This window comes from Arthrobacter sp. 10T416 (assembly GCF_056394165.1).
The window spans coordinates 63,609-84,792 of record NZ_JBFTHI010000003.1; the positions used below are offsets into that span (position 1 = coordinate 63,609).

19 protein-coding genes and 1 pseudogene are annotated in these 21,184 nt (G+C 67.5%); 12 read left to right on the plus strand and 8 right to left on the minus strand.

Annotated features, from left to right (window positions below; translation table 11 throughout):
* Positions 1-180: 180 nt before the first annotated feature.
* The gene (locus tag AC1DBE_RS05455) at positions 181-387 is read left to right on the plus strand and encodes a hypothetical protein (RefSeq protein WP_476880205.1); all 207 of its coding nucleotides are present in this window, start codon (positions 181-183) and stop codon (positions 385-387) included.
* Between the two features lie 97 nt (positions 388-484).
* Here the strand turns inward: AC1DBE_RS05455 and AC1DBE_RS05460 are convergent, their stop codons facing one another.
* Positions 485-634: a hypothetical protein gene (locus tag AC1DBE_RS05460; protein ID WP_476969853.1), complete on the minus strand. Its 150-nt coding sequence runs from the start codon at positions 632-634 to the stop codon at positions 485-487.
* Positions 635-828: 194 nt separating this feature from the next.
* Here AC1DBE_RS05460 and AC1DBE_RS05465 point away from each other — a divergent pair, with 194 nt between their 5' ends.
* Both AC1DBE_RS05465 and AC1DBE_RS05470 read left to right on the plus strand, forming a co-directional pair.
* Positions 829-1,860, plus strand: a complete 1,032-nt coding sequence (locus AC1DBE_RS05465; RefSeq protein ID WP_476969854.1) for a DUF6454 family protein — start codon at positions 829-831, stop codon at positions 1,858-1,860.
* A gap of 226 nt (positions 1,861-2,086) precedes the next feature.
* Positions 2,087-3,616 carry a phospholipase C gene (locus AC1DBE_RS05470; protein ID WP_476969855.1) on the plus strand — a complete coding sequence of 510 codons (1,530 nt, stop codon included), beginning with the start codon at positions 2,087-2,089 and terminating at the stop codon, positions 3,614-3,616.
* Positions 3,617-3,714: 98 nt separating this feature from the next.
* Here AC1DBE_RS05470 and AC1DBE_RS05475 read toward each other — a convergent pair whose 3' ends face one another.
* Together AC1DBE_RS05475 and AC1DBE_RS05480 are read right to left on the minus strand one after the other, a co-directional pair.
* On the minus strand, positions 3,715-4,383 hold the full coding sequence (locus AC1DBE_RS05475; protein WP_476969856.1) for a response regulator: 669 nt from the start codon (positions 4,381-4,383) through the stop codon (positions 3,715-3,717).
* Positions 4,361-6,037, minus strand: coding sequence for an ATP-binding protein (locus AC1DBE_RS05480; protein ID WP_476969857.1), 1,677 nt, complete (start codon positions 6,035-6,037; stop codon positions 4,361-4,363). Before AC1DBE_RS05480 ends, AC1DBE_RS05475 begins: the two co-directional genes overlap by 23 nt.
* A gap of 202 nt (positions 6,038-6,239) precedes the next feature.
* On the opposite strand from AC1DBE_RS05480, the gene AC1DBE_RS05485 reads away from it, so the two are divergent.
* From AC1DBE_RS05485 to AC1DBE_RS05505, 5 genes are all read left to right on the plus strand, one after another.
* Entirely contained in the window at positions 6,240-7,097 is an 858-nt protein-coding gene (locus AC1DBE_RS05485) for an ABC transporter ATP-binding protein (RefSeq protein WP_476969858.1), read from the plus strand.
* On the plus strand, positions 7,094-7,975 hold the full coding sequence (locus AC1DBE_RS05490; RefSeq protein ID WP_476969859.1) for an ABC transporter permease: 882 nt from the start codon (positions 7,094-7,096) through the stop codon (positions 7,973-7,975). Before AC1DBE_RS05485 ends, AC1DBE_RS05490 begins: the two co-directional genes overlap by 4 nt.
* Positions 7,976-8,044: 69 nt before the next feature.
* Positions 8,045-9,151 (plus strand): ABC transporter substrate-binding protein, encoded by a 1,107-nt coding sequence (locus AC1DBE_RS05495; RefSeq protein WP_476969860.1) that lies wholly within the window; start codon positions 8,045-8,047, stop codon positions 9,149-9,151.
* A 237-nt stretch (positions 9,152-9,388) separates the two neighbouring features.
* On the plus strand, positions 9,389-10,852 hold the full coding sequence (locus AC1DBE_RS05500) for an FAD-dependent oxidoreductase (protein WP_476969861.1): 1,464 nt from the start codon (positions 9,389-9,391) through the stop codon (positions 10,850-10,852).
* Positions 10,849-11,421, plus strand: coding sequence for an MOSC domain-containing protein (locus AC1DBE_RS05505; RefSeq protein WP_476969862.1), 573 nt, complete (start codon positions 10,849-10,851; stop codon positions 11,419-11,421). The genes AC1DBE_RS05500 and AC1DBE_RS05505 overlap by 4 nt, the downstream gene beginning before the upstream one ends.
* Before the next feature lie 18 nt (positions 11,422-11,439).
* On the opposite strand, the gene AC1DBE_RS05510 is transcribed toward AC1DBE_RS05505, so the two are convergent.
* From AC1DBE_RS05510 to AC1DBE_RS05520, 3 genes are all read right to left on the minus strand, one after another.
* Positions 11,440-12,243: a creatininase gene (locus AC1DBE_RS05510; protein ID WP_476969863.1), complete on the minus strand. Its 804-nt coding sequence runs from the start codon at positions 12,241-12,243 to the stop codon at positions 11,440-11,442.
* Between the two features lie 90 nt (positions 12,244-12,333).
* On the minus strand, positions 12,334-13,590 hold the full coding sequence (locus AC1DBE_RS05515) for an aminopeptidase P family protein (protein WP_476880562.1): 1,257 nt from the start codon (positions 13,588-13,590) through the stop codon (positions 12,334-12,336).
* Between the two features lie 44 nt (positions 13,591-13,634).
* Positions 13,635-15,182 (minus strand): purine-cytosine permease family protein, encoded by a 1,548-nt coding sequence (locus AC1DBE_RS05520; protein ID WP_476969864.1) that lies wholly within the window; start codon positions 15,180-15,182, stop codon positions 13,635-13,637.
* A gap of 142 nt (positions 15,183-15,324) precedes the next feature.
* Here AC1DBE_RS05520 and AC1DBE_RS05525 point away from each other — a divergent pair, with 142 nt between their 5' ends.
* The gene (locus AC1DBE_RS05525; RefSeq protein ID WP_476969865.1) at positions 15,325-16,809 is read left to right on the plus strand and encodes a helix-turn-helix domain-containing protein; all 1,485 of its coding nucleotides are present in this window, start codon (positions 15,325-15,327) and stop codon (positions 16,807-16,809) included.
* Here the strand turns inward: AC1DBE_RS05525 and AC1DBE_RS05530 are convergent.
* Complete coding sequence (locus AC1DBE_RS05530) at positions 16,806-17,369, minus strand: GNAT family N-acetyltransferase (RefSeq protein WP_476969866.1); 564 nt, start codon at positions 17,367-17,369, stop codon at positions 16,806-16,808. The two genes, AC1DBE_RS05525 and AC1DBE_RS05530, sit on opposite strands and share 4 nt — an antisense overlap.
* A gap of 122 nt (positions 17,370-17,491) precedes the next feature.
* Positions 17,492-18,163, minus strand: coding sequence for a GntR family transcriptional regulator (locus AC1DBE_RS05535; protein WP_476969867.1), 672 nt, complete (start codon positions 18,161-18,163; stop codon positions 17,492-17,494).
* Between the two features lie 161 nt (positions 18,164-18,324).
* Here AC1DBE_RS05535 and glyA point away from each other — a divergent pair, with 161 nt between their 5' ends.
* The 3 genes and pseudogenes from glyA to AC1DBE_RS05550 form a co-directional block, all read left to right on the plus strand.
* Positions 18,325-19,635, plus strand: a complete 1,311-nt coding sequence (glyA, locus tag AC1DBE_RS05540) for a serine hydroxymethyltransferase (protein WP_476969868.1) — start codon at positions 18,325-18,327, stop codon at positions 19,633-19,635.
* The gene (locus AC1DBE_RS05545) at positions 19,632-20,852 is read left to right on the plus strand and encodes a sarcosine oxidase subunit beta family protein (protein WP_476969869.1); all 1,221 of its coding nucleotides are present in this window, start codon (positions 19,632-19,634) and stop codon (positions 20,850-20,852) included. The genes glyA and AC1DBE_RS05545 overlap by 4 nt, the downstream gene beginning before the upstream one ends.
* Positions 20,853-20,882: 30 nt before the next feature.
* Positions 20,883-21,164, plus strand: a pseudogene (locus tag AC1DBE_RS05550) (sarcosine oxidase subunit delta); the annotation flags it as partial.
* Positions 21,165-21,184: the final 20 nt, after the last annotated feature.

Consider the following 21,184-nt stretch of genomic DNA (forward strand, 5'->3'; position numbering starts at 1 on the left):
AACGAGCTTCGACGCCCCGCGCCCGAAGCCCGCGGGGGCCCATCCTGGTGGACGCAACGAGGCCAAACCGGTGAGCTCATAGAGCTGCCCATGGTCTCCGGCGTTCCCGGTGTGGACTACGGCGGCTCCGCATCGGTGCGGCAGCCGGACACCCGGATTCATGAATGGAAGCACTGAACAATGACGTTTGAAACTGCCACCCACGCTGTCACCCACAAGCTCTGGGACCGCTCCACGATGCACCACGAGCTGGACACCCTGATCCACGACCTCTCCGTCCGCCACAACACCGCGAAGTCCAACATCGCGGTGCACGCCAGCGGGCCGAACACCTTCACGCTCAGCCTGAGCAACGGCGCAGCCGATCTGGGTTCGGCCTCCGCTTAACGGCACCAACCCCCAGCAACACCACGACGACGGCGGGAGCTTCCCGCCGTCGTCGTCGCGTTTCTGGCGCCCACGGCACCCTCGCAGCCCCGGGATCCTAGCCGCCGATCTGCACCACAGTGATCTCGACGGTGCACGGCCGCGGGCCGAGGTACTGCCGGACTGCGCCGGCCACTGCCCTGGTGACGTCGGGGGCCGGGCGGCTCGCCCCGACGCCGATCCGGGCCTTCACCGTGAGGCGGCCCACCGCTGCAATGATCTGCTGGAGCTGAACCGGCCTTGGGTAAGACGGGGCCGGGAGAGGAAACGTCACGGTGAAGCCGACGTGAGCTGCGTCACATGGAGAGTGTCCCCTGCTGTTCATCTGGGAGCCACAACCGGTTAATTACCGGCCAGTAAGTTGGCGGGGTCCTATTTGACATCCCCTGAGAGGCTCCCCCCATGAGCGCGACCCGCACCCGAGGCATCCTCACGGCCGCCGCCGCCATTCTCCTGGCAGCGTCCGCAATCGGCGGCACAGCTGCCGCCCAGGCCGCCGGTACCACCGGCCAGAACGGCGGAAACGGCGCCGCCCCCACCCGCGGGACGGACTCCGCCCTGGCCGCGGCGTTCAACGGCGTGGACCGGTCCACCAACTGGCAGCAGACCAGCAAATTGAAGCTGGATTTCCCCACCTACCACACCGAGGGAATCGCCTTCAGCCAGGACCACATCTTCCTGTCGTCGGTGCAGATCATCGAGCCGACCAAGAAGTTCCCGGCCCCGCAGGGCGGCTACGACCGCACCCCCGGCAAGGGCATCGGCCACCTGTTCGTGATGGACAAGGCCGGAAAGCTGCAGAAGGACATCATCCTGGGCGAGGGCGACATGTACCACCCCGGCGGCATCGACTTCGACGGCACCAACGTCTGGGTCCCGGTGGCCCAGTACCGTCCCAACAGCAGCGCGATCGTCTACCGCGTGGACGCCAGCACCCTCGCGGTGCACAAGCAGTTCGAGGTCAAGGACCACTTCGGCGGCATCGTGATGGATAAGCAGACCGGCCACTTCGTCGGCAACACCTGGGGCTCGCGGCGCTTCGCCGAATGGGACCTGCGCGGCCGCCAGCTCTCCACGTGGCAGAACACCGACTACTTCATCGACTACCAGGACTGCCAGTACGTGCCGGCCTCCAAGATGCTCTGCGGCGGCATCACCAACCTCCCGCAGACACCGGCGGCCGGCGGCACCGGCGCCACCTACGAACTCGGCGGGATGGCCATGATCGACCTCAAGTCCCGCAGCGTGATCCGCGACGTGCCGTTCCAGCAGTGGTCCACTGCCGGCCACGTCGCCACCCGGAACCCCTTCAAAATGACCGCCGAAGGCAACCACCTCACCCTGAAGGTGGCGCCCGATAACGGCGATGAAGGCAACGGCACCGAAATCCTCACCTACGAAGCCACCGCGCCCACCGCGGCAGCCACCAAGTAACGGCCCCAGCACAGGAACGATTGGATACCCCCATGTCTCGTCCAGCCCCACGCATCACCCGGTGCCGCGTCGCCTCCGCCGCCTGCGCCACCGCCCTCGCGGCCTCAGCCCTGGCCGCCGGCCTGGTCGGCGCAGGCCCCGCGGCGCCGGCCCCGCAGCTGCCGGCCCCACAGCCGCCAGCGGCACGGACCACGCCCGCACGGCCACTCCGATCAAGCACGTGGTGGTGATCTTCCAGGAGAACGTCTCCTTCGACCACTACTTCGCCACCTACCCGAAGGCCGCCAACATCCCCGGCGAAACCCAGCAGGGCAGCGGCACGAAGGCAGCCGCCTTCACCGCGGCCAAGAACACGCCCAAGAAGATCGACACACTGGCCACCGCGGGGCTCCTGGCTCCGAACAACCCCAACGCGGTCCAGCCCTCGCGGCTCTCCCCCGCCCAGGCGGTCACCTGCGACCAGGACCACAACTACGGCGCCGAGCAGAAGGCGTACAACGGCGGCCTGATGGACAAGTTCGTCGAGTACACCAGCCGGGACGCCTGCGGCACCAACCAGTATGGCCGCAACGGGCTCACCATGGATTACTACGACGGAAACACTGTCACGGGGATCTGGAACTACGCCCAGAACTACGCCATGAGCGACAGCCACTTCAGCACCGTCTTTGGCCCCTCCACCCCCGGCGCGCTGAACCTGGTTTCCGGGCAGACCCACGGCGCCAGCGAGTTCACCGCCGCGGGGCAGCCCGTCACGCCGGCGGCCAGCGACTACACCGTGCGCCAGCCCGACGCGAACGGCGTAGGCACGGTCATCAACGATCCCGATCCGGTTTATGACGACTGCTCCAACAGCAGCCACGCCAAGACCAACAACCTGGCAGGCATGAACGGGAAGAACATCGGCGATCTGCTCAACGCGAAGGGCACCTCCTGGGGCTGGTTCCAGGGCGGCTTCACCCCCACCGCCCCCGCCACCGGCACCGCCCCGGCGTCGTGCCTGTCCAGCCACACCAACGCCGCCGGCGCCAGCGTAGTGGACTACTCCCCGCACCACCAGCCTTTCCAGTACTACGCCTCCACCGCCAACCCGCACCACCTGGCCCCGGCGTCGGACGCGGAGATCGGCCACAACGGCCAGGCGAACCACCAGTACGACCTCACCGACTTCAACAAGGTGGTCAACACGGACAACATGCCTGCGGTGTCCTTCCTGAAGGCCGGCATGTACCAGGACGGCCACGCCGCCTACTCGGACCCGGTCGATGAGCAGAACTTCGTCACCAGGACCGTGAACCAGATCCAGAAGTCCAAGAACTGGGAGGACACCGCCGTGGTGCTCGCCTACGACGACTCGGATGGCTGGTACGACCACGCCGCGGCCAAGGTGAAGAACTCCTCCAACACGGCCGACGACGCCGAGTGGGGCCAGAAGGCCGCTGCCAGCGGCGTTCCGATGGCCGGCGGCTACGCGGACCGCTGCGGCCCCGGCCCGCGCCAGCCGCTGGTGGTCATTTCCCCCTACGCCAAGAAGAACTTCGTTGACCACACTCAGACCGACCAGGCCTCCATCCTGCGCTTCATCGAGGAGAACTGGCAGACCGGCCAGATCGGCGACGCCTCCGCCGACGCCGCAGCCGGCTCGGTGAACGCGATGTTCGACTTCCATAAGCAGCGCCCGGGCAAGGTCCTGCTCAACGAACAAACCGGTGCGGTCGCCTCCATCACCAAAGAGGACGACGGCGGCCGCCACTAGCGCCGGCACCTAATCCCACACAGAAACGCCACCCGGCCGATGCCGGGTGGCGTTTTTGTGTGGAGCGCGAGCTGCGAGCGACAGGGCCGCCCTCTCGGCTACGGCACGCTGTAGGAGTTCAGCGGCCGTCCGGTGGTGCCGTACGTGAGGTCGAGGAGGAGAAGGCCCTTCCGTTCGAGGGCGCTGAGGTAGCGCTGGGCCGTCGGACGGCTGACGCCGAGCTGGTCGGCGATTTCGGCCGCGCCGATCGGGCCCCCGGCGGCCCGGACGGCGTCGAGGGCTTTCTGCATGGTCGGCTGCAGCCGGGGACCCGGGGCGGTCGCCCGCACCCCGGCCGAGCGCGCGTTGTAGAGACTGTCAACGGTGGCCTGGTTGGCGGTGGACACGGAATCGAGCTCCTGCCGCCACTTCCGGTAGGCCTCGAGTTGGGTTCGGAGCCGGTCGAAGGTGAACGGTTTGACGAGATAGTAGACCGCCCCGCTGCTCATCGCTGACTTGACCGTGGCCAGGTCCTGGGCGGCGGTCACGATGATGCAGTCAACCGGGGTCCCGGCCGCCTGCAGCGAGCGCAGCAGGGACAGCCCGTCCTCGTCCGGGAGGTGGACGTCCAGCAGGAGCAGGTCCGGGTTGAGGCGCGTGATGGCCTCCCGCGCCGCGGCCGCGCTGGTGACCTGGCCGACGCACTCGAAACCGTCCACCCGGGCAACGCGGGCGGCGTGGATCCCGGCGACCCGGAAGTCGTCGTCAACCACCAATGTTTTGATCAACGTCAGCGCTCCTGTCCTCGTCTGCAATGCTCGCCCCTGCCGGCAGCCACACCTCGAAATTGCCGCCGGGGCCGGGGAACACATCCAAGGTTCCCCCCGCCCGGTGGACGATCCTTCGCACCAGCGCCAGCCCGATGCCGCGGCGCATGCCCGGCCGCGGATCCTTGGTGGAATAGCCGTCCACCACCACCTGGTCAATCTTGTCCAGGGGGACGCCCGCGCCGTTGTCACGCACCGCGATGAACACGCCGTCGGTGTCGTCAAACTGTACCGTCACCAGGCGCGGCCGCGGTGTGTTTGCCAGCGCGTCCACGGCATTGTCCAGAAGGTTGCCGACGATGGTCAGCAGCTCCCCCTGGTCCACCTGGGGGCGCTCCAGCCGGGACTCGGCCGTCACCTCCACCAGCACATCGTGCTCGGCCGCCACCGTGATCTTGGCGAGCAGGAGGGCGGCGAGCTCCGGCGGCGCGATCCGGGCCCGCAGCCCCTCGCCGAGTGATTTGGACATCGACGAAATCTGCGAGACGTAGCTCCTTGCCTGATCCACGTCGCCCATCTCCAGCAGCCCGTCAACAATGTGGAGCCGGTTGGCGTACTCGTGCTCCAGGGCGCGCATGGCCTCCATCAAGCCCTGGATGGAGTGCAGGTCGCGGACCAGGCCCTCGATTTCCGTCCGGTCCCGCAGCGTCACCACCGACCCGATGCTCCGCCCGGCGGTCGAAACCGGCATCCGGTTGACCACCAGCAGGGACTCCTCCGTCAGTGCCACCTGGTCGGCGCCCGAGAGTTTGCCGGTGAGGAGGTCCCGCAGCCGCCCCTCCGGAACGAGGTCCGCGACCGGCCGTCCCAGCGCCGTCCCGTCGATGTGCAGCAGCCGCCGGGCCTCCCCGTTGATCACTGTCACCTTGCCGTCGTCGTCGACGCCGACGACGGCCTCGCGGATTCCGTGCAGGAGGGCCTCACGCTCCTGCAACAGGGAGGCGATCTCGGCGGGTTCAATGTTGAACGTGACGCGCTTGATCCGGCGGGACAGCAACAGGGAGCCGCCGACCCCCAGGGCCAGGACCAGCGCGGAGAACCCGACGATCAGCCAGATGTTCTGGACCTGGTTGTCCAGAACCTTGGTTTCGGCAATTCCCACGGACACCTGGCCGATGACCGAACCCGTCGGCCCGAAGATGGGGGCTTTGGCGTTGGCCGACATGCCGAGGCTTCCCGGGTCGAATCCCACGTGGGTGTCGCCGTCGAGCACGGCAACGGGCTCCTCCAGTCTCCGGCCGATGAGGCCGGGGTCGGGGTGTGAGAAGCGGACGCCGTCGCGGTCCGAAACCACCACGTAGGCCGGCTGGGCGGCCGACGCGATCTCCCGGGCCAGCCCGTCAATGACATGTTTGGGATCCCCGGCCGCCAGCGCGGAGCGGATCTCCGGCATCTGCGCCGTGGTGGTCGCAATGCCCAGGGCGCGCAACTGGTACTGCCGGTCCAGGGTCTGGTTGCTGATGAGCGTAAAAAGGAACCCGCCCAGGACCACCGTCAGCAGCAGCAGCGACAGCGAGGCCAGCAGGATCTGGGTGATCAGGGCCGAGGACCGGCCCCTGGCCCGCAGCGGAGCGGCCAGGGATGAGGGCCGCGGAAGCCTCAACGGGATCCGCATCCGGGCAGCGCCCCGCCGCTAGCGCAGAAAACGCACAAAACATGCAGTTTCGCTGTTAAGGCACACAACTTACCGAAGCCTTCTTCCATAAAAGATCACTTTCTAAGCTTCACATAGTTTCCGTGATGGAGATCACGTCAACCCCCGATATCACCCGGCTCCGCCGGTCACAAGAAACGAAAGACGAAGAGGTCTTAGCAGCATGGATGCTAACAATCCCACGCGTACCACCGCGGATGCCGAGAAAGCCGAGGTCGCGGCAGGCATTGACATTACCGGTCTGACCAAGCGGTACCTCACGCCCAAGGGTGAGACCTTCACCGCGATCCGCGACGTGACGCTGAAAGTGGAACCCGGCCAGTTCTGCGCAATCGTCGGACCCACCGGGTGCGGCAAGTCGACCACCCTGGCCCAGGTCTCCGGCCTGGAACGTCCCAGCGCCGGCACAGTGAGCGTCCACGACCAGATCGTCGACGGCATCACCAAAGGGGTCAGCTACATGTTCCAGGCGGACGCACTGTTTCCCTGGAAGACAGTCCTGGGCAACGTCTCGATCGGCCCGATCCTGCTCGGAACACCCAAGCGCGAAGCGACCCTGCTCGCCATGGACTGGCTGCGGCGCGTTGGCCTGGCCGGCTTCGAGGACCGCTATCCGCACCAGTTGTCCGGCGGTATGCGCAAGCGCGTTGCCATGGCCGCGGCGCTGATCAACAACCCGAGGATCCTGTTGATGGATGAGCCGTTCGGCGCCCTCGACGTGCAGACCAAGGCCATCATGCAGAACGAGCTCCTCCAGCTCTGGGAGGACCTGCGCCCGTCCGTCCTGTTCATCACCCACGACCTCGACGAGGCCGTGGCGCTCGCGGACAAGGTGGTCATCATGACCAGCAGCCCGGGCACCATCAAGGATGTCTTCGACATCGATCTTCCCCGCCCCCGCGGCGATGTCCAGCAGATCCGCCACGAGGGCCGCTTCCTGGAACTCCAGGGCCAGATCTGGGAATCCCTAAAGGACGAGGTCACCCGGGCCTACAACCAATCGGCAGGTGCAGCAGCATGACCACCACCACAACCACCACCCTCGGCGGCGCTTCGGCCACCGACCGGGCCGTCGAGCCCCAAGTTTCCGCCCGGCGGGCCATGACGCGCCGCACGGCGTGGGTCTGGGCCGGCCGGGCCATCCTCGCGGTGATCATCGTCGGCGGCTGGCAGTGGTTCACTGCAGCCGGCTGGGTCGACAAGTTCTTCTTCGGACAACCGACCGAAATCTGGAACAGCCTGGTCAACCTCTTCACCCAGGGCACCGCCTTCGGCACCATCTGGGAAAACCTCTGGATCACCGTGCAGGAGGCGATCTACGGGTTCCTCCTCGGCACGCTGGTCGGCGTCATCCTCGGGATCCTCCTGGGCTCCAACCGGTACCTGTCCGAAGTCGTGGGCCCCTACATCCGGATTGTGAATTCCATTCCGCGCATCGTGCTCGGCTCCATCTTCATCGTGGCCTTCGGCCTCGGAGTCTTCCCGAAGGTGCTGCTCGCCGCGGTCCTGGTCTTCTTCGTCGTGTTCTTCAACGCCTTCCAGGGCGTCCGCGAGGTGGACCAGAACCTGATCGGGAACGTGCGGGTCTTCGGTGCGTCACCGCTCCAGGTCGCCATCCACGTGACGATTCCCTCGGCCATGACCTGGATCATCGCGAGCCTGCACACGGCGTTCGGCTTCGCCATCATCGGCGCCCTCGTCGCCGAGGTTCTTGGCGCCCAGCAGGGCATCGGCCTGATCATCAGCCAGGCGCAGGGGACCTTCGATCCCAACACCGTCTTCGCCTGCATGGTGATCATCGCCGCCGTCACCCTCGGCGCGGAATACCTCATCGGGCTGCTGGAGCACTCCCTGCTCAAATGGCGGCCGCCGAACAAGTCCGAAGCCCAGACGGTCTGATGCGTCCCGCGTCCCCCTCGACCCACCCATCGCTCCAAACCTCAGAATAAGCAAAGGAAAAGTACACCCATGATGAAGAACAAGATCTACGCCGTCGGCGCTGCCGGAGTGATCGCCCTCAGCCTCGCCGCCTGCGGCACCAGCCCGGCGAGCAGCACCAGCCCGGCAAGCGGCAGCGCTGCCGCCGGCGCCGGCTCGATGCCCACCGTGAAGCTTATGGTTGGCGGCATCGACAAGCAGATCTACCTGCCCTACCAGCTGGCGCAGCAGCTCGGTTACTACCAGAAGTACGGCGTCAAGGTGGAGCTGTCCACCGAGTCGCACGGCGGCGTCGGCGCCGAGGACGCGATGGCATCCGGACAGGTCGACATGGCCGGGGCGTGGTACATCCACACCATCGATTTCCAGGCCAAGGGCAAGGCCGTCACCAACCTCGTGCAGCTCTCCGGCGCACCGGGCGAACGCATCATGTGCAGCCCCAAGGCCAACGTCCACTCTGCTGCGGATCTCCGGGGCAAAACCGTCGGCGTCACCGACCTTGGCTCGGGCACCGATGAACTCACCCAGTTCATCGCCTCGAAGGCCGGACTTTCCAAGAGCGACTACCACACCCTGGCCGTCGGCGCCGGTGCAACGGCCATCGCCGCCATCCAGCGCGGCTCCGCCGACTGTGTCATGACCACCCAGCCCACCGTCGGCGCACTGGAGAGCAAGAACCTCGCCGTTTCCGCGATCGACCTCGCCACGACCGACGGCGCCAAGGCCACGCTGGGCGGCCTCTCGCCGGCCGCCGGCCTGCTGGCCCAGTCCGACTGGGTCAAGACGCACGAGGACTCGGCCCAGAAGGTGGTCAACGCGCTGGTCGACACCATGCACTGGATCAGCAGCCACTCCGCGCAGGAAATTGCCGACAAGCTGCCCGCCTCCTACGTCCAGAACAGCACCATCAGCAAGGACCAGTACGTGTCCGCGCTGAACCAGGACAAGGGCCAGTTCCTGCCGGACGGCATCATGCCGGCCGGCGGCCCGAAGGTCATCTTCGACATGGAGAAGACCATCGGCGTCGACACCTCCAAGGTGACCATGTCCAACACCTTCAACAACAAGTACGCGCTCGCCGCGAACAAGCTGGAGGGCTACACCACCACCACGACGCCGGCCGGCAACGACGGCTGACACACCCGTCTCCCAGCGGTTGCCGGTCCGGCAGCCGCTGGGAGGCACTCCTCACGATCGGCCCGCGTGGTTCGCCACGCGGGCCGATCGTGTTTGTCCGGCCCGACGGCGTTGGGCTTTAAGTCAGCTGCGGCCAAACGCCCTTGTATTTTCAAGATATCTCCCAGGGCAGGGCTTGCGGCAAGGCCAGCCGGGTGCGGCATACTGGCCGTCGGTGCCAACAGGAGGGAGATCGACATGCACGATGTGGTGATCGTCGGGAGCGGGCCGACAGGATTGATGCTGGCCGCCGAACTGCGGCTGGCGGGGGCCGACGTCGTCGTCCTGGAGCGGCGCGAATCGCAGGAGCTGGCCGGTTCGCGGGGCGGCGGGATCCATGCCCGCACCCTCGAACTGCTGGACCAGCGCGGAATCGTCGACCGGTTCCTGGCCGAGGGCACCAAGCTCCATGCCGCGACGTTCGGCAGCACGGCGATCGACCTGGCCGGCCTTCCCACCCGCCATCCCTACACGCTGGCGCTGTTCCAGAACCACATCGAGCGGCTGCTCCTGGGCTGGGCCGAGGAACTCGCGGTCCCGATCCGGCGCGGCGTCGAGGTCACCGGCGTGAGCGCGGACGACGACGGCGCCCGGGTCCAGCTCGCGGCCGGCGGCCCCGTGCGGGCACGCTATGTGGTGGGCGCCGACGGCGGGCGCAGCGTGGTCCGGCGCTCGGCGGGGATCGGATTCGAGGGCCCGGACGCCACCCGGAGCAGCCTGATCGCGGAAGTGGAAGCCACCGGCGACCTGCCGCCGGCCGCGAAGATTGACGCGCGCGGCATCCATGGGCTGCACCGGATGCAGGACGGCATGGTGCGGGTGGTCCTCACCGAGTCCCGGCTCGGCCCCGCGGCCGAGCCCACTCTGGAAGAGCTGCGGCAGGGCCTGACCGAGGTGTTCGGGACCGACTTCGGTGTGCGCAATCCCCGCTGGCTGTCCCGCTTTACCAATGCCACCCGCCAGGCCGTGGCCTACCGCAAGGGTCCGGTGCTACTGGCCGGCGATGCGGCCCACGTGCACTCCCCCACGGGCGGGCTCGGGATCGGGCTGGGGCTGCAGGACGCCGTCAACCTCGGCTGGAAGCTCGGGCAGGTGGTGCGCGGTGTCTCCGGCGCGGAACTGCTGGACACCTACCACGCGGAACGGCACCCGGCCGGGGCGCGGGCGCTGAAGTACACCATGGCGCAGTCGCTGTTCCAGCAGGCCGATCCGAGGCAGGAGGCGCTGCGCGACCTGCTCGGCGAGGTCCTCGGCATCCCCGGCGCGGGCACGGTGGTGGCCGGGCTGATCACCGGACTGGACGTGGCATACGGTCCGGCTGCGGGGCATCCGCTGCTGGGACGCCGGATGCCGGACCTTGCCCTCACCACCCCTGAGGGACCGGTCCGGGTGTTCGAACTGTTGCGCCGGGGCCGGCCCGTGCTGCTGGAATTCGGCGGCCCGGGACTGGACGCGGGCCCCTTGACGGGCCGTGTCCAGCGGGTGGCTGCGACGTACGACGGCGCGTGGGAGCTTCCGGTGATTGGCACGGTGTCCGCGCCCACGGCTGTCCTGGTCCGGCCCGACGGGCACGTGGCCTGGGTCGGCGAAGGCAGCGCTGCCGGTCTCGACGAGGCGCTGGCCGCCTGGTGCGGCGCCGGGAGCGGTAGCGTGGATACATGACCGCCAGCCACCGCTACGACGTCGAGATTGTGCATCTGCTGGTCTCGCCGGCGCACGCCTACTTCGGCCGGGCCCGCGAGGGTGCCGCGGACGTGCCGACCACCGACGCCGCGGAAGCCGCCGTCGTCGCCGGCAAGGGAATCGTCGGTGACCGGTTCTTCGGGAAGGCCGCGCACATGGACGCCGCCGTCACCCTGTTCGCCCTTGAGGCGCTCGACGCTATCGCCGCCGAACTGGGTGCGGCCCCGTTCGATCCGCTGCTGACCCGCCGCAACGTCCATCTCCGCGGAGCCCAGCTGGCGCCGCTGCTCGGCCACGAATTCGTCATTGAATCCCGTGGCGAATCGGTGCGGTTCAGGGCCGGGCGGCCGGCCCACCCGTGCGCCTGGATGGACGCGATGCTTGCCCCCGGCGCCCACAAGGCCATGCGCGGGCGGGGCGGGGTGCGCTGCCAGGTCCTCTCCGACGGCGTCCTGCGGCGCGGACCGGGGGTGCTGGTGAGCCCAGTGCCCCTGGATCCGGCCCGGGCGGGCGAGGCGACGGCGTTGCGCCCCTCAAGGCTGCCGTAGCCCGCCCCCGCCGCTCTGCTACTGCGGGACAGCCGTCCGGGCCGTCTCGCGGACGAGCTCGCTGACGATGGTCGCCACGAGGTCCTCCACCACCTGGCCGTACAGCAGGCTGCCCTTGGCCGCACTCGATCCGGCCGCCGAGGAGAGGCAGCCGGAGGCCGGGGTGCGCTCGGGCACCACCGGTAGCCGGTCGAAGCGGGGCAGGACGGCTGCGGGTCCGTCGACCAGCCGGTCCATGGCCACCCTGGCTGGTTCGAGGTGGAGCATCAGTGAGGTCTCGAGGACGCCGCCGTGCTCGATGTCCCAGCCGGGGAAACCGTCCGGGTAGACCTGCGCAAGCGTTTCCTGGCTGACGAAGTCCCAGTAGGAGAGCAGCAGCACGCTTTGCCCGGCACCGGGTTTGATCCCCAGGTCCTCCAGGGCCAGGTCGATGCCTTCATAGAGGAACTGGTAATTCTCGAAGTGGCCGTTCACCAGGATCAGGTGCCTGACGCCCTGGCCCAGGAACGACTTGACCAGGTTGCGGACCACTCCGATGAGGGTGGTTCCGTCCAGGCTGGTGGTTCCGGGGAGGTGGTTGCCGCCGCCGGATTTCTGCTGCGACTTGTATCCGTACGCGATCGGCTGGGCCACCAGTGCCCCCAGCTGCCGGGCGATGCCCTCGGCGAAGCGGGACGAGAGGATGGTGTCCGTTCCCAGCGGGAGGTGCGGTCCGTGCTGTTCGAGGGACCCGACGGGGATGAGGACAACGCCCTCCCCGGACTCCAGGGCCTCGCGGTAGGCGAAGGCGTCCAGGTCTTCGAGGAATACTGAGGTGTTCATGCTGGTGGTGCTCCTTGGTGGGTGCGTCCGCGGGTGCGGCGCCACGGTGGCCGTGGCGCCGCACCCGCAGGGTGTGCGCAAACGCTGCTGTCAGGCGCCGATGATGTTGTATTCGGGGCCGAACGGGAACTTGGTGATGTTCTCGGCGCCGTCGTCACCGACCACCAGGATGTCGTGCTCGCGGTAGCCGCCGGCGCCGGGCTGGCCGTCCAGGACGGTGATCATCGGTTCCATGGACACCACCATGCCGGGCTCCAGCACGGTGTCGATGTCCTCGCGGAGCTCCAGTCCGGCTTCGCGGCCGTAGTAGTGGCTCAGGACGCCGAAGGAGTGACCGTAGCCGAACGTCCGGTTGGCCAGCAGCCCGTGGCCGACGTAGATTTCGTTCAGTTCCGCGGCGATGTCCTTGCAGACGGCGCCGGGCTTGATCAGTTCCAGGCCGCGCTTGTGGACCTCGACGTTGATGTTCCACAGCTCCAGGGAGCGGGCATCCGGTTCGCCGTAGAACAGGGTCCGTTCCAGGGCGGTGTAGTACCCGGAGGTCATGGGGAAGCAGTTCAGGGACAGGATGTCGTGTTCCTGGATCTTGCGGGTGGTGGCCCAGTTGTGGGCGCCGTCGGTGTTGATGCCGGACTGGAACCACACCCAGGTGTCGCGGATTTCCGAGTCGGGGAACGTGCGGGCGATCTCGTGGACCATGGCCTCGGTGCCGATCAGGGCGACCTCGTACTCGGTGATCCCGGCGGTGATGGCGTTGCGGATGGCTTCGCCGCCGAGGTCGCCGATCCGGGCACCGTGCTTGATGACCTCAATCTCCTCGGCTGACTTGATCATCCGCTGCCGCATGGCGGCCTGGGCGACGTCCACCAGGGTTGCCGAGGCAAAGGCCGCCTGGATCTTGTTCCGGTTGTCCAGAGGCAGGGAGTCGTCTTCGACGCCGAGCCGGCGGGGGCTGATGCCGCGGGTCCGCAGCGCCTCCTGGATGGCGAAGATGTAATTGTCCCGGCGCCAGTCCGTGTAGACCACGTTGTCGCCGTAGCTGCGCCGCCAGGGCATGCCGGCGTCGATGTTCGCCGTGACGGTCACGGTGTCGTCCTTGGTGACCACCATGGCGTAGGAGCGGCCGAAGTAGGTGAAGAGGAAGTCGGAGTAGTACTTGATGGAGTGGTAGCTGGTGAGGACGACGGCGTCGAGGTCCTTCTCGGCCATGATGCTGCGGAGGCCGGCCAGGCGGCGCTCAAACTCGCTGTCGGAGAACGTCAGGCTGACCTTCTGCCCGTTGTTCAAGGTCTTCAGTCGCTCCAGCTCGGAGACGTTCGAGGCGGGGGCGGAGGTTGTGATGGTCACAGGTATTCCTTTGCGTGGTGGTGGATAGTCAGGTGGCGTGGGGGTTAGGAGCCGACGGCGGCCGGTGCGGGGGCGCTGTGCTTGTCCTCGCAGGCGTCTCCGTGTTCGGCCAGGACGGCTTCTTCCTCGAGGTCGAGGCGGATGCCCAGGGGTACGCCGGCCCTGATGCGGCGGCGGAAGCGGGCGTAGCCGAGGGCGAAGTAGATGGCGGCGGAGGTGACGGTCCCGGCGAGCCAGGAGAAGTCGACGCCGCCCATGGCTGTTGCGATGGGTCCCTGCAGCGCGGGGATGCCGCCGTACATAAAGAGCCAGGTCATGAGGATTCCGGCGAAGAAGGCGACGAACGCTGCCGGGTTCACGGACTTGAGGGCGGTCTTCTTTGAGTCGAGGAAGAGGTAGGAGAAGTCCTTGTGGTGCCGCTCGAAGATGAAGTAGTGGACGGCCATGATGCCGCCCCAGGTTGCCACCCAGGCCACGATGGCGCCCAGCCAGGTGTCCAGGATCATCGCGAAGTCTTCGGCGAACATAAATCCGATGACCGCGAACATGGACAGGATCCCGACCATCACGGACAGTTTGCGCCGCGAGATCTTCACATCGAGGGCCTGGAAGGCGACGCCGAAGGTGTAGAGGTTGATGATGTTGGTGGCAATGGGCCCGTGGATGACCAGCAGGATCACCGGGATGGCCAGGGTGCCGAAGTTTGAGACGATCAGTTCGCCGGGGTCGGCCTGGCCGTTTTTCGTGGCGAGGCTCGCGCCGAGGACACCCAGCCAGACCACCGGCAGGAACTGTCCCAGGACGCTGACGATGAACAGCTTGGCGGGTTTGACCTTGCGGCTGACGAACCGGGAGTAGTCCGGTGCGTACGTGAACCAGCCGATGCCCCAGCCGATGCCGATGACGGTCATGATCGAGGACATGGCCGCCAGGCGCGGCAGCCCTTCCAGGACCGCGCCGGCCGGGCCGGCGTAGCTCCAGTTGATGTCCAGCTGCGTCCAGGCGACGATCGACATCCCCACCAGCACCAGGATGGTGGGCGGCATGGTGATCCGCTCGAACTTCGAGATGGCGCGGTAGCCGCGGTAGCAAATGGCCACCTGGACCGTCATGATGACCGCGGCGACGAGGATGCGGACCATGATGTTGGGCTGGCTGGGGTCGACCCAGCCGATCATGCCGAAGAGCGCCAGGATCAGGTCCAGGATCACCCAGGTGTTGACCGCTGACCAGCCGATGGCGATGGTGGCCTGGATGGCGGCCGGAAGGTAGGCCCCGCGGCGGCCGAAGGCACCGCGGGCCAGCAGCATGCCGGTTGCGCCGGTCCGCTGGCCGAGGATGACGAAGAAGCCGAAGCCCGCCATCCCGATGATGTTGCCGACGATCAGGACCAGGAGGGTGTCCCCCAGGCCGAGGCCGAGCTGGATGCCGAGGGCTCCGAGGATCCAGTTGATGGGGGCGACGTTGGCGCCGGCCCAGATCCAGAACTGGCCGGAAAGTTTGGTGGTCCGTGCGGACTCAGGAATGGGTTGGAGGACATCTTCAACCTCCACAGTGGCCGCTTCGTGCGTGCCGTGTTGAGCTTGGGACATGCTGTGCCTCAATTCACTTCGTTGTGATGAAGAACGGGGAGTGGATCCAGTTTATTAGTGACCCGGCCCACAAAGTAGAGTCGTTTTGATTACACTGAAGACCTATCGAGTGACAATATGACGCAACCCCAGGGGATTCACGATGCTTACGCTTGCCGACGTGCTGGCCACGACGCCGATGACTGCCGCCAGTCCGCTGGTGCGCAGCAACCTGCCCGGGACCCTGGAACGGACCGTCCGCTGGGTGCACTCGAGTGAGGTGCTGGAGATCGCCCCGCTCCTGCGCGGCGGGGAACTGCTGCTCTCCGGCGGGGAGTCGCTGCTGGCGCTGCCGGCGGAGGAGCAGGAGGCCTACGTCCGGAGCCTCGCGGCCCGGCACATTGCGGCCCTGGCCCTGCAGACCGCGGGACAGCTGGCTCCCCTGCCGGAGGCGCTGGTGGCTGCCGCCAACACCCACGGGCTGCCGCTGATCGAATTGCGCGCTGTGGCGCCCTTCGTGGACATCGCCGAGGCGGTCAACCGCATGGTGGTCAACGAGCAGGCGGCCGCCCACCTGGTGGTTGATGACCTCTCCAGGCGGATCGCGCGGCTGATCACAGACAAAGGGCCGCACCTTCCGACCATCCTTGAGCTGGTGGCAGCGGCGTTGGAGGCCGACGTCGAACTGGCCGCGCCGGACGGATCGCTGCTGGGCCGCGCGGGGGAGCCCGTCGCCGACGGCGGCTCAGCCGCCGAAGCCGGCATCGTCGTCGGCGGCCAGCACGCGGCCCAGCTGACGCTCCGCTCCCCCGGCGATCCGATGCTGCTGGAGCTTGCCGCCGAACGGCTGTCCGGAATCCTGGCAGTCGCCCTCTCGCAGGCCTTCCGTCCGACGCCCGCGCAGGTGGCCGAAGCGCGCCTGCTGGAGGCGGTGATCGAGGGCGGTGATGCCGATTCCCTCCAGCGGCTCTGGCTGCAGGCCGGGCTCCACCCCGGCCATGCGGCAATGGTGGCGGTATTCCGGACCGCCGGACGCGACACCAAATTCCCCGCCGTCGAACGGGCCCTGCAGGTCCGCGGGGTGCAGGTGAAGTCGCACCTGCGGGACGGCGAGCGCGCGGTGCTGCTGGCACTGCCGCACCAGGGCGCCCGGGCCGCCCGGGAAGTGCTCCTCCGCGCCGCCCGGGAAGCCCTGGCGGATTCCGACACCTGCGCCGCCTTCGGTCCCAACGTCGCGGACGGGGCCCGGGCGCACGACTCCTATATCGAGGCGCGGGAAGTCCTCAGGCTGGGCACGCCCGGGGCCGGCGATGCCCTGGATGCCATGGACTTCCTGGGGCGCCGGATTCTTTCCGCGGTGCCGCACCCTGCTTTTCTGGACTCCTACGTCGAATCCGCACTCGGCGAGGTGCTTGGGTGGGACCGGAAACACGGGACGGCCCTGCTGGCCACCCTCCTGTGCTGGCTCGATTCGGGGTGCAACACAACGGCCTCGGCCGTGGCGCTGAACGTTGAGCGGCAGACCATGCACAAGCGGCTCAGCAAGATCCAGGCGCTGCTGGGCGGGGACCCGCGGACCTCCGGCAGGCTCTTCAGTATCCACATTGCCGCGGCGGCGGCAGCCGCGACTCCGCCTGGCCGGAGCTAGCTCGCCGCGGCAGGCTGCACGGCAGCCCATTCGGAGCGGAGGATCGAAAAGACTACCTTGTCGTAGCGGTTTCCGTCGTAGACCCAGCTGCTGCGAAGGACCCCGTCCGAATGCATACGCAGCCGCTGCGCGACGGCGACGCTGCGGTCGTTGTCGGTGCGGCACCGCCATTCGACGCGGGACATCCCCCGCTCGGCGAAGGCCCACTCGATGAGCAGCTCCACCGAGCGCGTGATGAGGCCGCGGCCCACCGCATCGGGTTCGAGCCAGCAACCGATCTCGCAGATGCCCCAGACGGGGTCGAACGTCACAAACATCACGCCCCCAAGGATCCTGCCGTCGTCCCACAGGCCGTAGATGCGCGCTCCGTCGTTGGCGGCTGCAGTGGCATAGCGCTGCAGGGTGGCGCGGGCGCCCTCGACGGTGTCGGTGACGAATGCAGGCCCCACCCACGGGCGGATATGTTCCCGCGCCCTGCCCATGTGCTCGGCAAACTCGGCGGCATGCCAGGTCTCAAGGGGCTTCAGGACGACGCCGTCGCGCACGGCTGTTTCAAACATGGCTGCTCCGAGGGGTCTGGCCGGGACTGGCTGCCCCGGGGGTGGTGATCATGCGTGGGCGGCGGCCGGTAACCGCCTCCGAACCTGCGGGACGAATCAAGAACCCGCCCGCCTCACTGATCCTAGAGGACGCTGCGGATGGTCTTTTCGAAACTTGAGACGTGTTCGTAGGCCAGCTTTCCGGCCAGCTCCGCGTCGCCGTCGGCCACGGCCTCGAGCAGCTTCACGTGTTCGGTGATGTGGCCCTTCACCGACGGGACCTTGTCCAGGACCAGGCACCAGATCCGGGTGGCCAGGTTGTCGAAACGGACCAGGGTGTCTTCCAGGTGCGGGTTGCCGGCGGCGCGGTAGATCAGCCGGTGGACCGTGAGGTCGTACCGCATCAGGTCCCGCTTGTCATCGGGCCGGGTGTCAATGGCCGAAATTGCCTCCGCCACCTGGCGCAGCTGCCCCCGCATCTCGGTGCTGGCATTGGCCGCGGCGCGGCGGGCCGCGAGGGGTTCCAACAGCTCCCGCACGTCGGAGACATCCGCGAGTTCGGTGATATCCACAACGGTGGCGAACGTCCCCCGCCGCGGGTACGAGACCACTAGGTGGTCACCCTCGAGCCGCTTCAACGCCTCCCGCACCGGAGTGCGGCCGACGCCGAGTTCAACGGACAGCTGGCCCTCGTTGATCGCCTCGCCGGGACGGATCTCCAGCATGATCAGCCTGTCCCGCAGGTGCTGGTACGCCCGGTCAGCGAGTGACAGCTCGGGGCTTCCCGCGGGCTCGTTCTCGAGCACCATGCTCATCTGGGTTCCTTTTCCTCGGGCCGGGAGCCATATTACGGCCGGCCCGAACGCCACTGTTGACGACTTGTGATCTGCAACATACTATTCCACTACAGCTAATATATCAGTCCTAGATCAGTTGATGATCAGCATTTTTGGGCGACTGCGTAAGGAGATTTCATATGTTGGAAGCACTCACCGGTTCACTCGCTGAAGCGGACGCGGACATTGCATCCGCCATTGCCCGCGAGCTGGAGCGCCAGCAGTCCACGCTGGAAATGATCGCCTCGGAAAACTTCGCACCAACGGCGGTGATGGAGGCCCAGGGGTCGGTCCTGACCAACAAGTACGCGGAGGGCTACCCGGGCAAGCGCTACTACGGCGGCTGCGAACACGTTGACGTGATCGAACAGCTCGCCATCGACCGGGTCAAGGCCCTCTTCGGTGCCGAGGCGGCGAATGTCCAGCCGCACTCCGGGGCGCAGGCCAACGCCGCCGCCATGTTCGCGCTGCTGGAACCCGGCGACACCATCATGGGGCTGGACCTCGCCCACGGCGGGCACCTGACCCACGGAATGAAGATCAACTACTCGGGCAAGCTCTACAACGTTGTTCCGTACCACGTGCGCGAATCCGACATGACCGTGGACATGGCCGAAGTGGAGGCACTGGCGCTCGAACACCGGCCCCGGCTGATCGTGGCCGGCTGGTCCGCCTACACCCGGCAGCTCGATTTCGCCGAGTTCCGCCGCATCGCCGACGCGGTGGGCGCCTACCTGATGGTGGACATGGCGCACTTCGCCGGGCTGGTGGCCGCGGGCCTGCACCCGAACCCGGTTCCGTACGCCGACGTCGTGACAACCACCACGCACAAAACCCTCGGCGGTCCCCGCGGAGGCGTCATCCTCAGCCGCGAGGCCCTCGCCCGCAAGATCAACTCCGCCGTCTTCCCCGGCCAGCAGGGCGGCCCCCTGGAGCACGTGATCGCCGCGAAGGCCGTGTCCTTCAAGATCGCCGCCAGCGACCACTTCAAGGACCGCCAGCAGCGCACCCTCGAGGGCGCCCGGATCCTGGCCGAGCGGCTGCTCGCCCAGGACGTCGCGGACTACGGGATCTCCGTCGTCGGCGGCGGAACCGACGTCCACCTGGTCCTGGTGGACCTGCGCCGCTCGGAACTGGACGGCCAGCAGGGCGAGGACCGCCTGCACCGGATCGGCATCACCGTCAACCGCAACGCCGTCCCCTTCGACCCCCGGCCGCCGATGGTGTCCTCCGGGCTCCGGATCGGCACCCCGGCACTGGCAACCCGCGGATTCGGCCGGGCCGAATTCACCGAGGTCGCGGACATCATCGCCGAGGCCCTCAAGGGCGAACTCACCGAGGAGTCTGCCGTCCTGCTCCGCGACCGGGTCACGGTCCTGGCCGACAAATTCCCCCTCTACCCCAACCTTTCCGGCGATTCCGGAACCACCACGAACGGAGTTGCCCAGTGAGCACCCCCCACCTTCCGGAGCACCCGGACTTCCTCTGGCGCAACCCGGAGCCCAAGTCCTCCTACGACGCCGTTATTGTCGGCGGCGGCGGCCACGGCCTCGCTACCGCCTACTTCCTGGCAAAGAACCACGGCATGACCAACATCGCGGTCCTGGAAAAAGGCTGGCTGGCCGGCGGCAACATGGCCCGGAACACCACCATCATCCGCTCCAACTACCTGTGGGACGAGAGCGCGGCCATCTACGAGCACGCGCTGAAGCTCTGGGAAATCCTGCCCGAGGAACTGGAGTACGACTTCCTGTTCAGCCAGCGCGGCGTGATGAACCTGGCGCACACCCTCGGCGACGTCCGCGAGAGCATGCGCCGGGTGGGGGCGAACAAGCTCAACGGTGTGGACGCCGAATGGCTGGACCCGCAGCAGGTCAAGGAACTCTGCCCCATCCTGAACATCAGCGACAACATCCGCTACCCGGTCATGGGCGCCACCTACCAGCCCCGGGCCGGCATCGCCAAGCACGACCACGTCGCCTGGGCGTTCGCCCGCAAATGCGACGAACTGGGCGTGGACATCATCCAGAACTGCGAAGTCACCGGCTTCGTCAAGGACGGCAACCGGGTGGTGGGCGTCAAGACCAACCGCGGCACCATCCACACCGAAAAGGTGGGCCTCGCCGCGGCCGGGCACAGCTCAGTCCTGGCGGAAATGGCCGGCTTCCGGCTGCCCATCCAGTCCCACCCGCTCCAGGCCCTCGTCTCGGAGCTGCACGAGCCGGTCCACCCCACGGTGGTGATGTCCAACCACGTGCACGTCTACGTCTCCCAGGCCCACAAGGGTGAACTGGTCATGGGCGCCGGTGTCGACTCCTACAACGGCTATGGCCAGCGCGGTTCCTTCCACGTGATCGAGCACCAGATGGCCGCCGCCGTCGAACTCTTCCCCATCTTTGCCCGCGCCCACGTGCTCCGGACCTGGGGCGGGATCGTGGACACCACCCTGGACGCGTCCCCGATCGTCGGCACCACCCCGGTGGAGAACATGTTCGTCAACTGCGGCTGGGGAACCGGCGGGTTCAAGGCCACCCCGGCGGCCGGGCTCACCTTCGCCCACACCATCGCCACCGGGACCCCGCACCAGCTGAACAAGCCGTTCGCGCTGGAGCGCTTCGAAACCGGAGCCCTGATCGACGAACACGGCGCCGCCGCCGTGGCCCACTAGCCGCCGCCCCCCAGAAAGAAGAAGACGCACATGCTGCTTATTTCCTGCCCCAACTGCGGCTCCCGCGACGAGACCGAGTTCCACTACGGCGGCCAGGCCCACGTGCCCTACCCCGAGAACCCGAACGAACTCAGCGACCGTGAATGGGCCGAATTCCTGTTCTACCGCGACAACACCAAGGGCGCCTTCGCCGAGCGCTGGCTGCACAGCACCGGGTGCCGGCAGTGGTTCAACGTGCTCCGCGACACCGTCACCTACGACATCCAGGCCGTCTACCCGATGGGCGCACCCCGCCCCGGCACCAGCACCACCGCCCCGGAAGGAGCAACCAA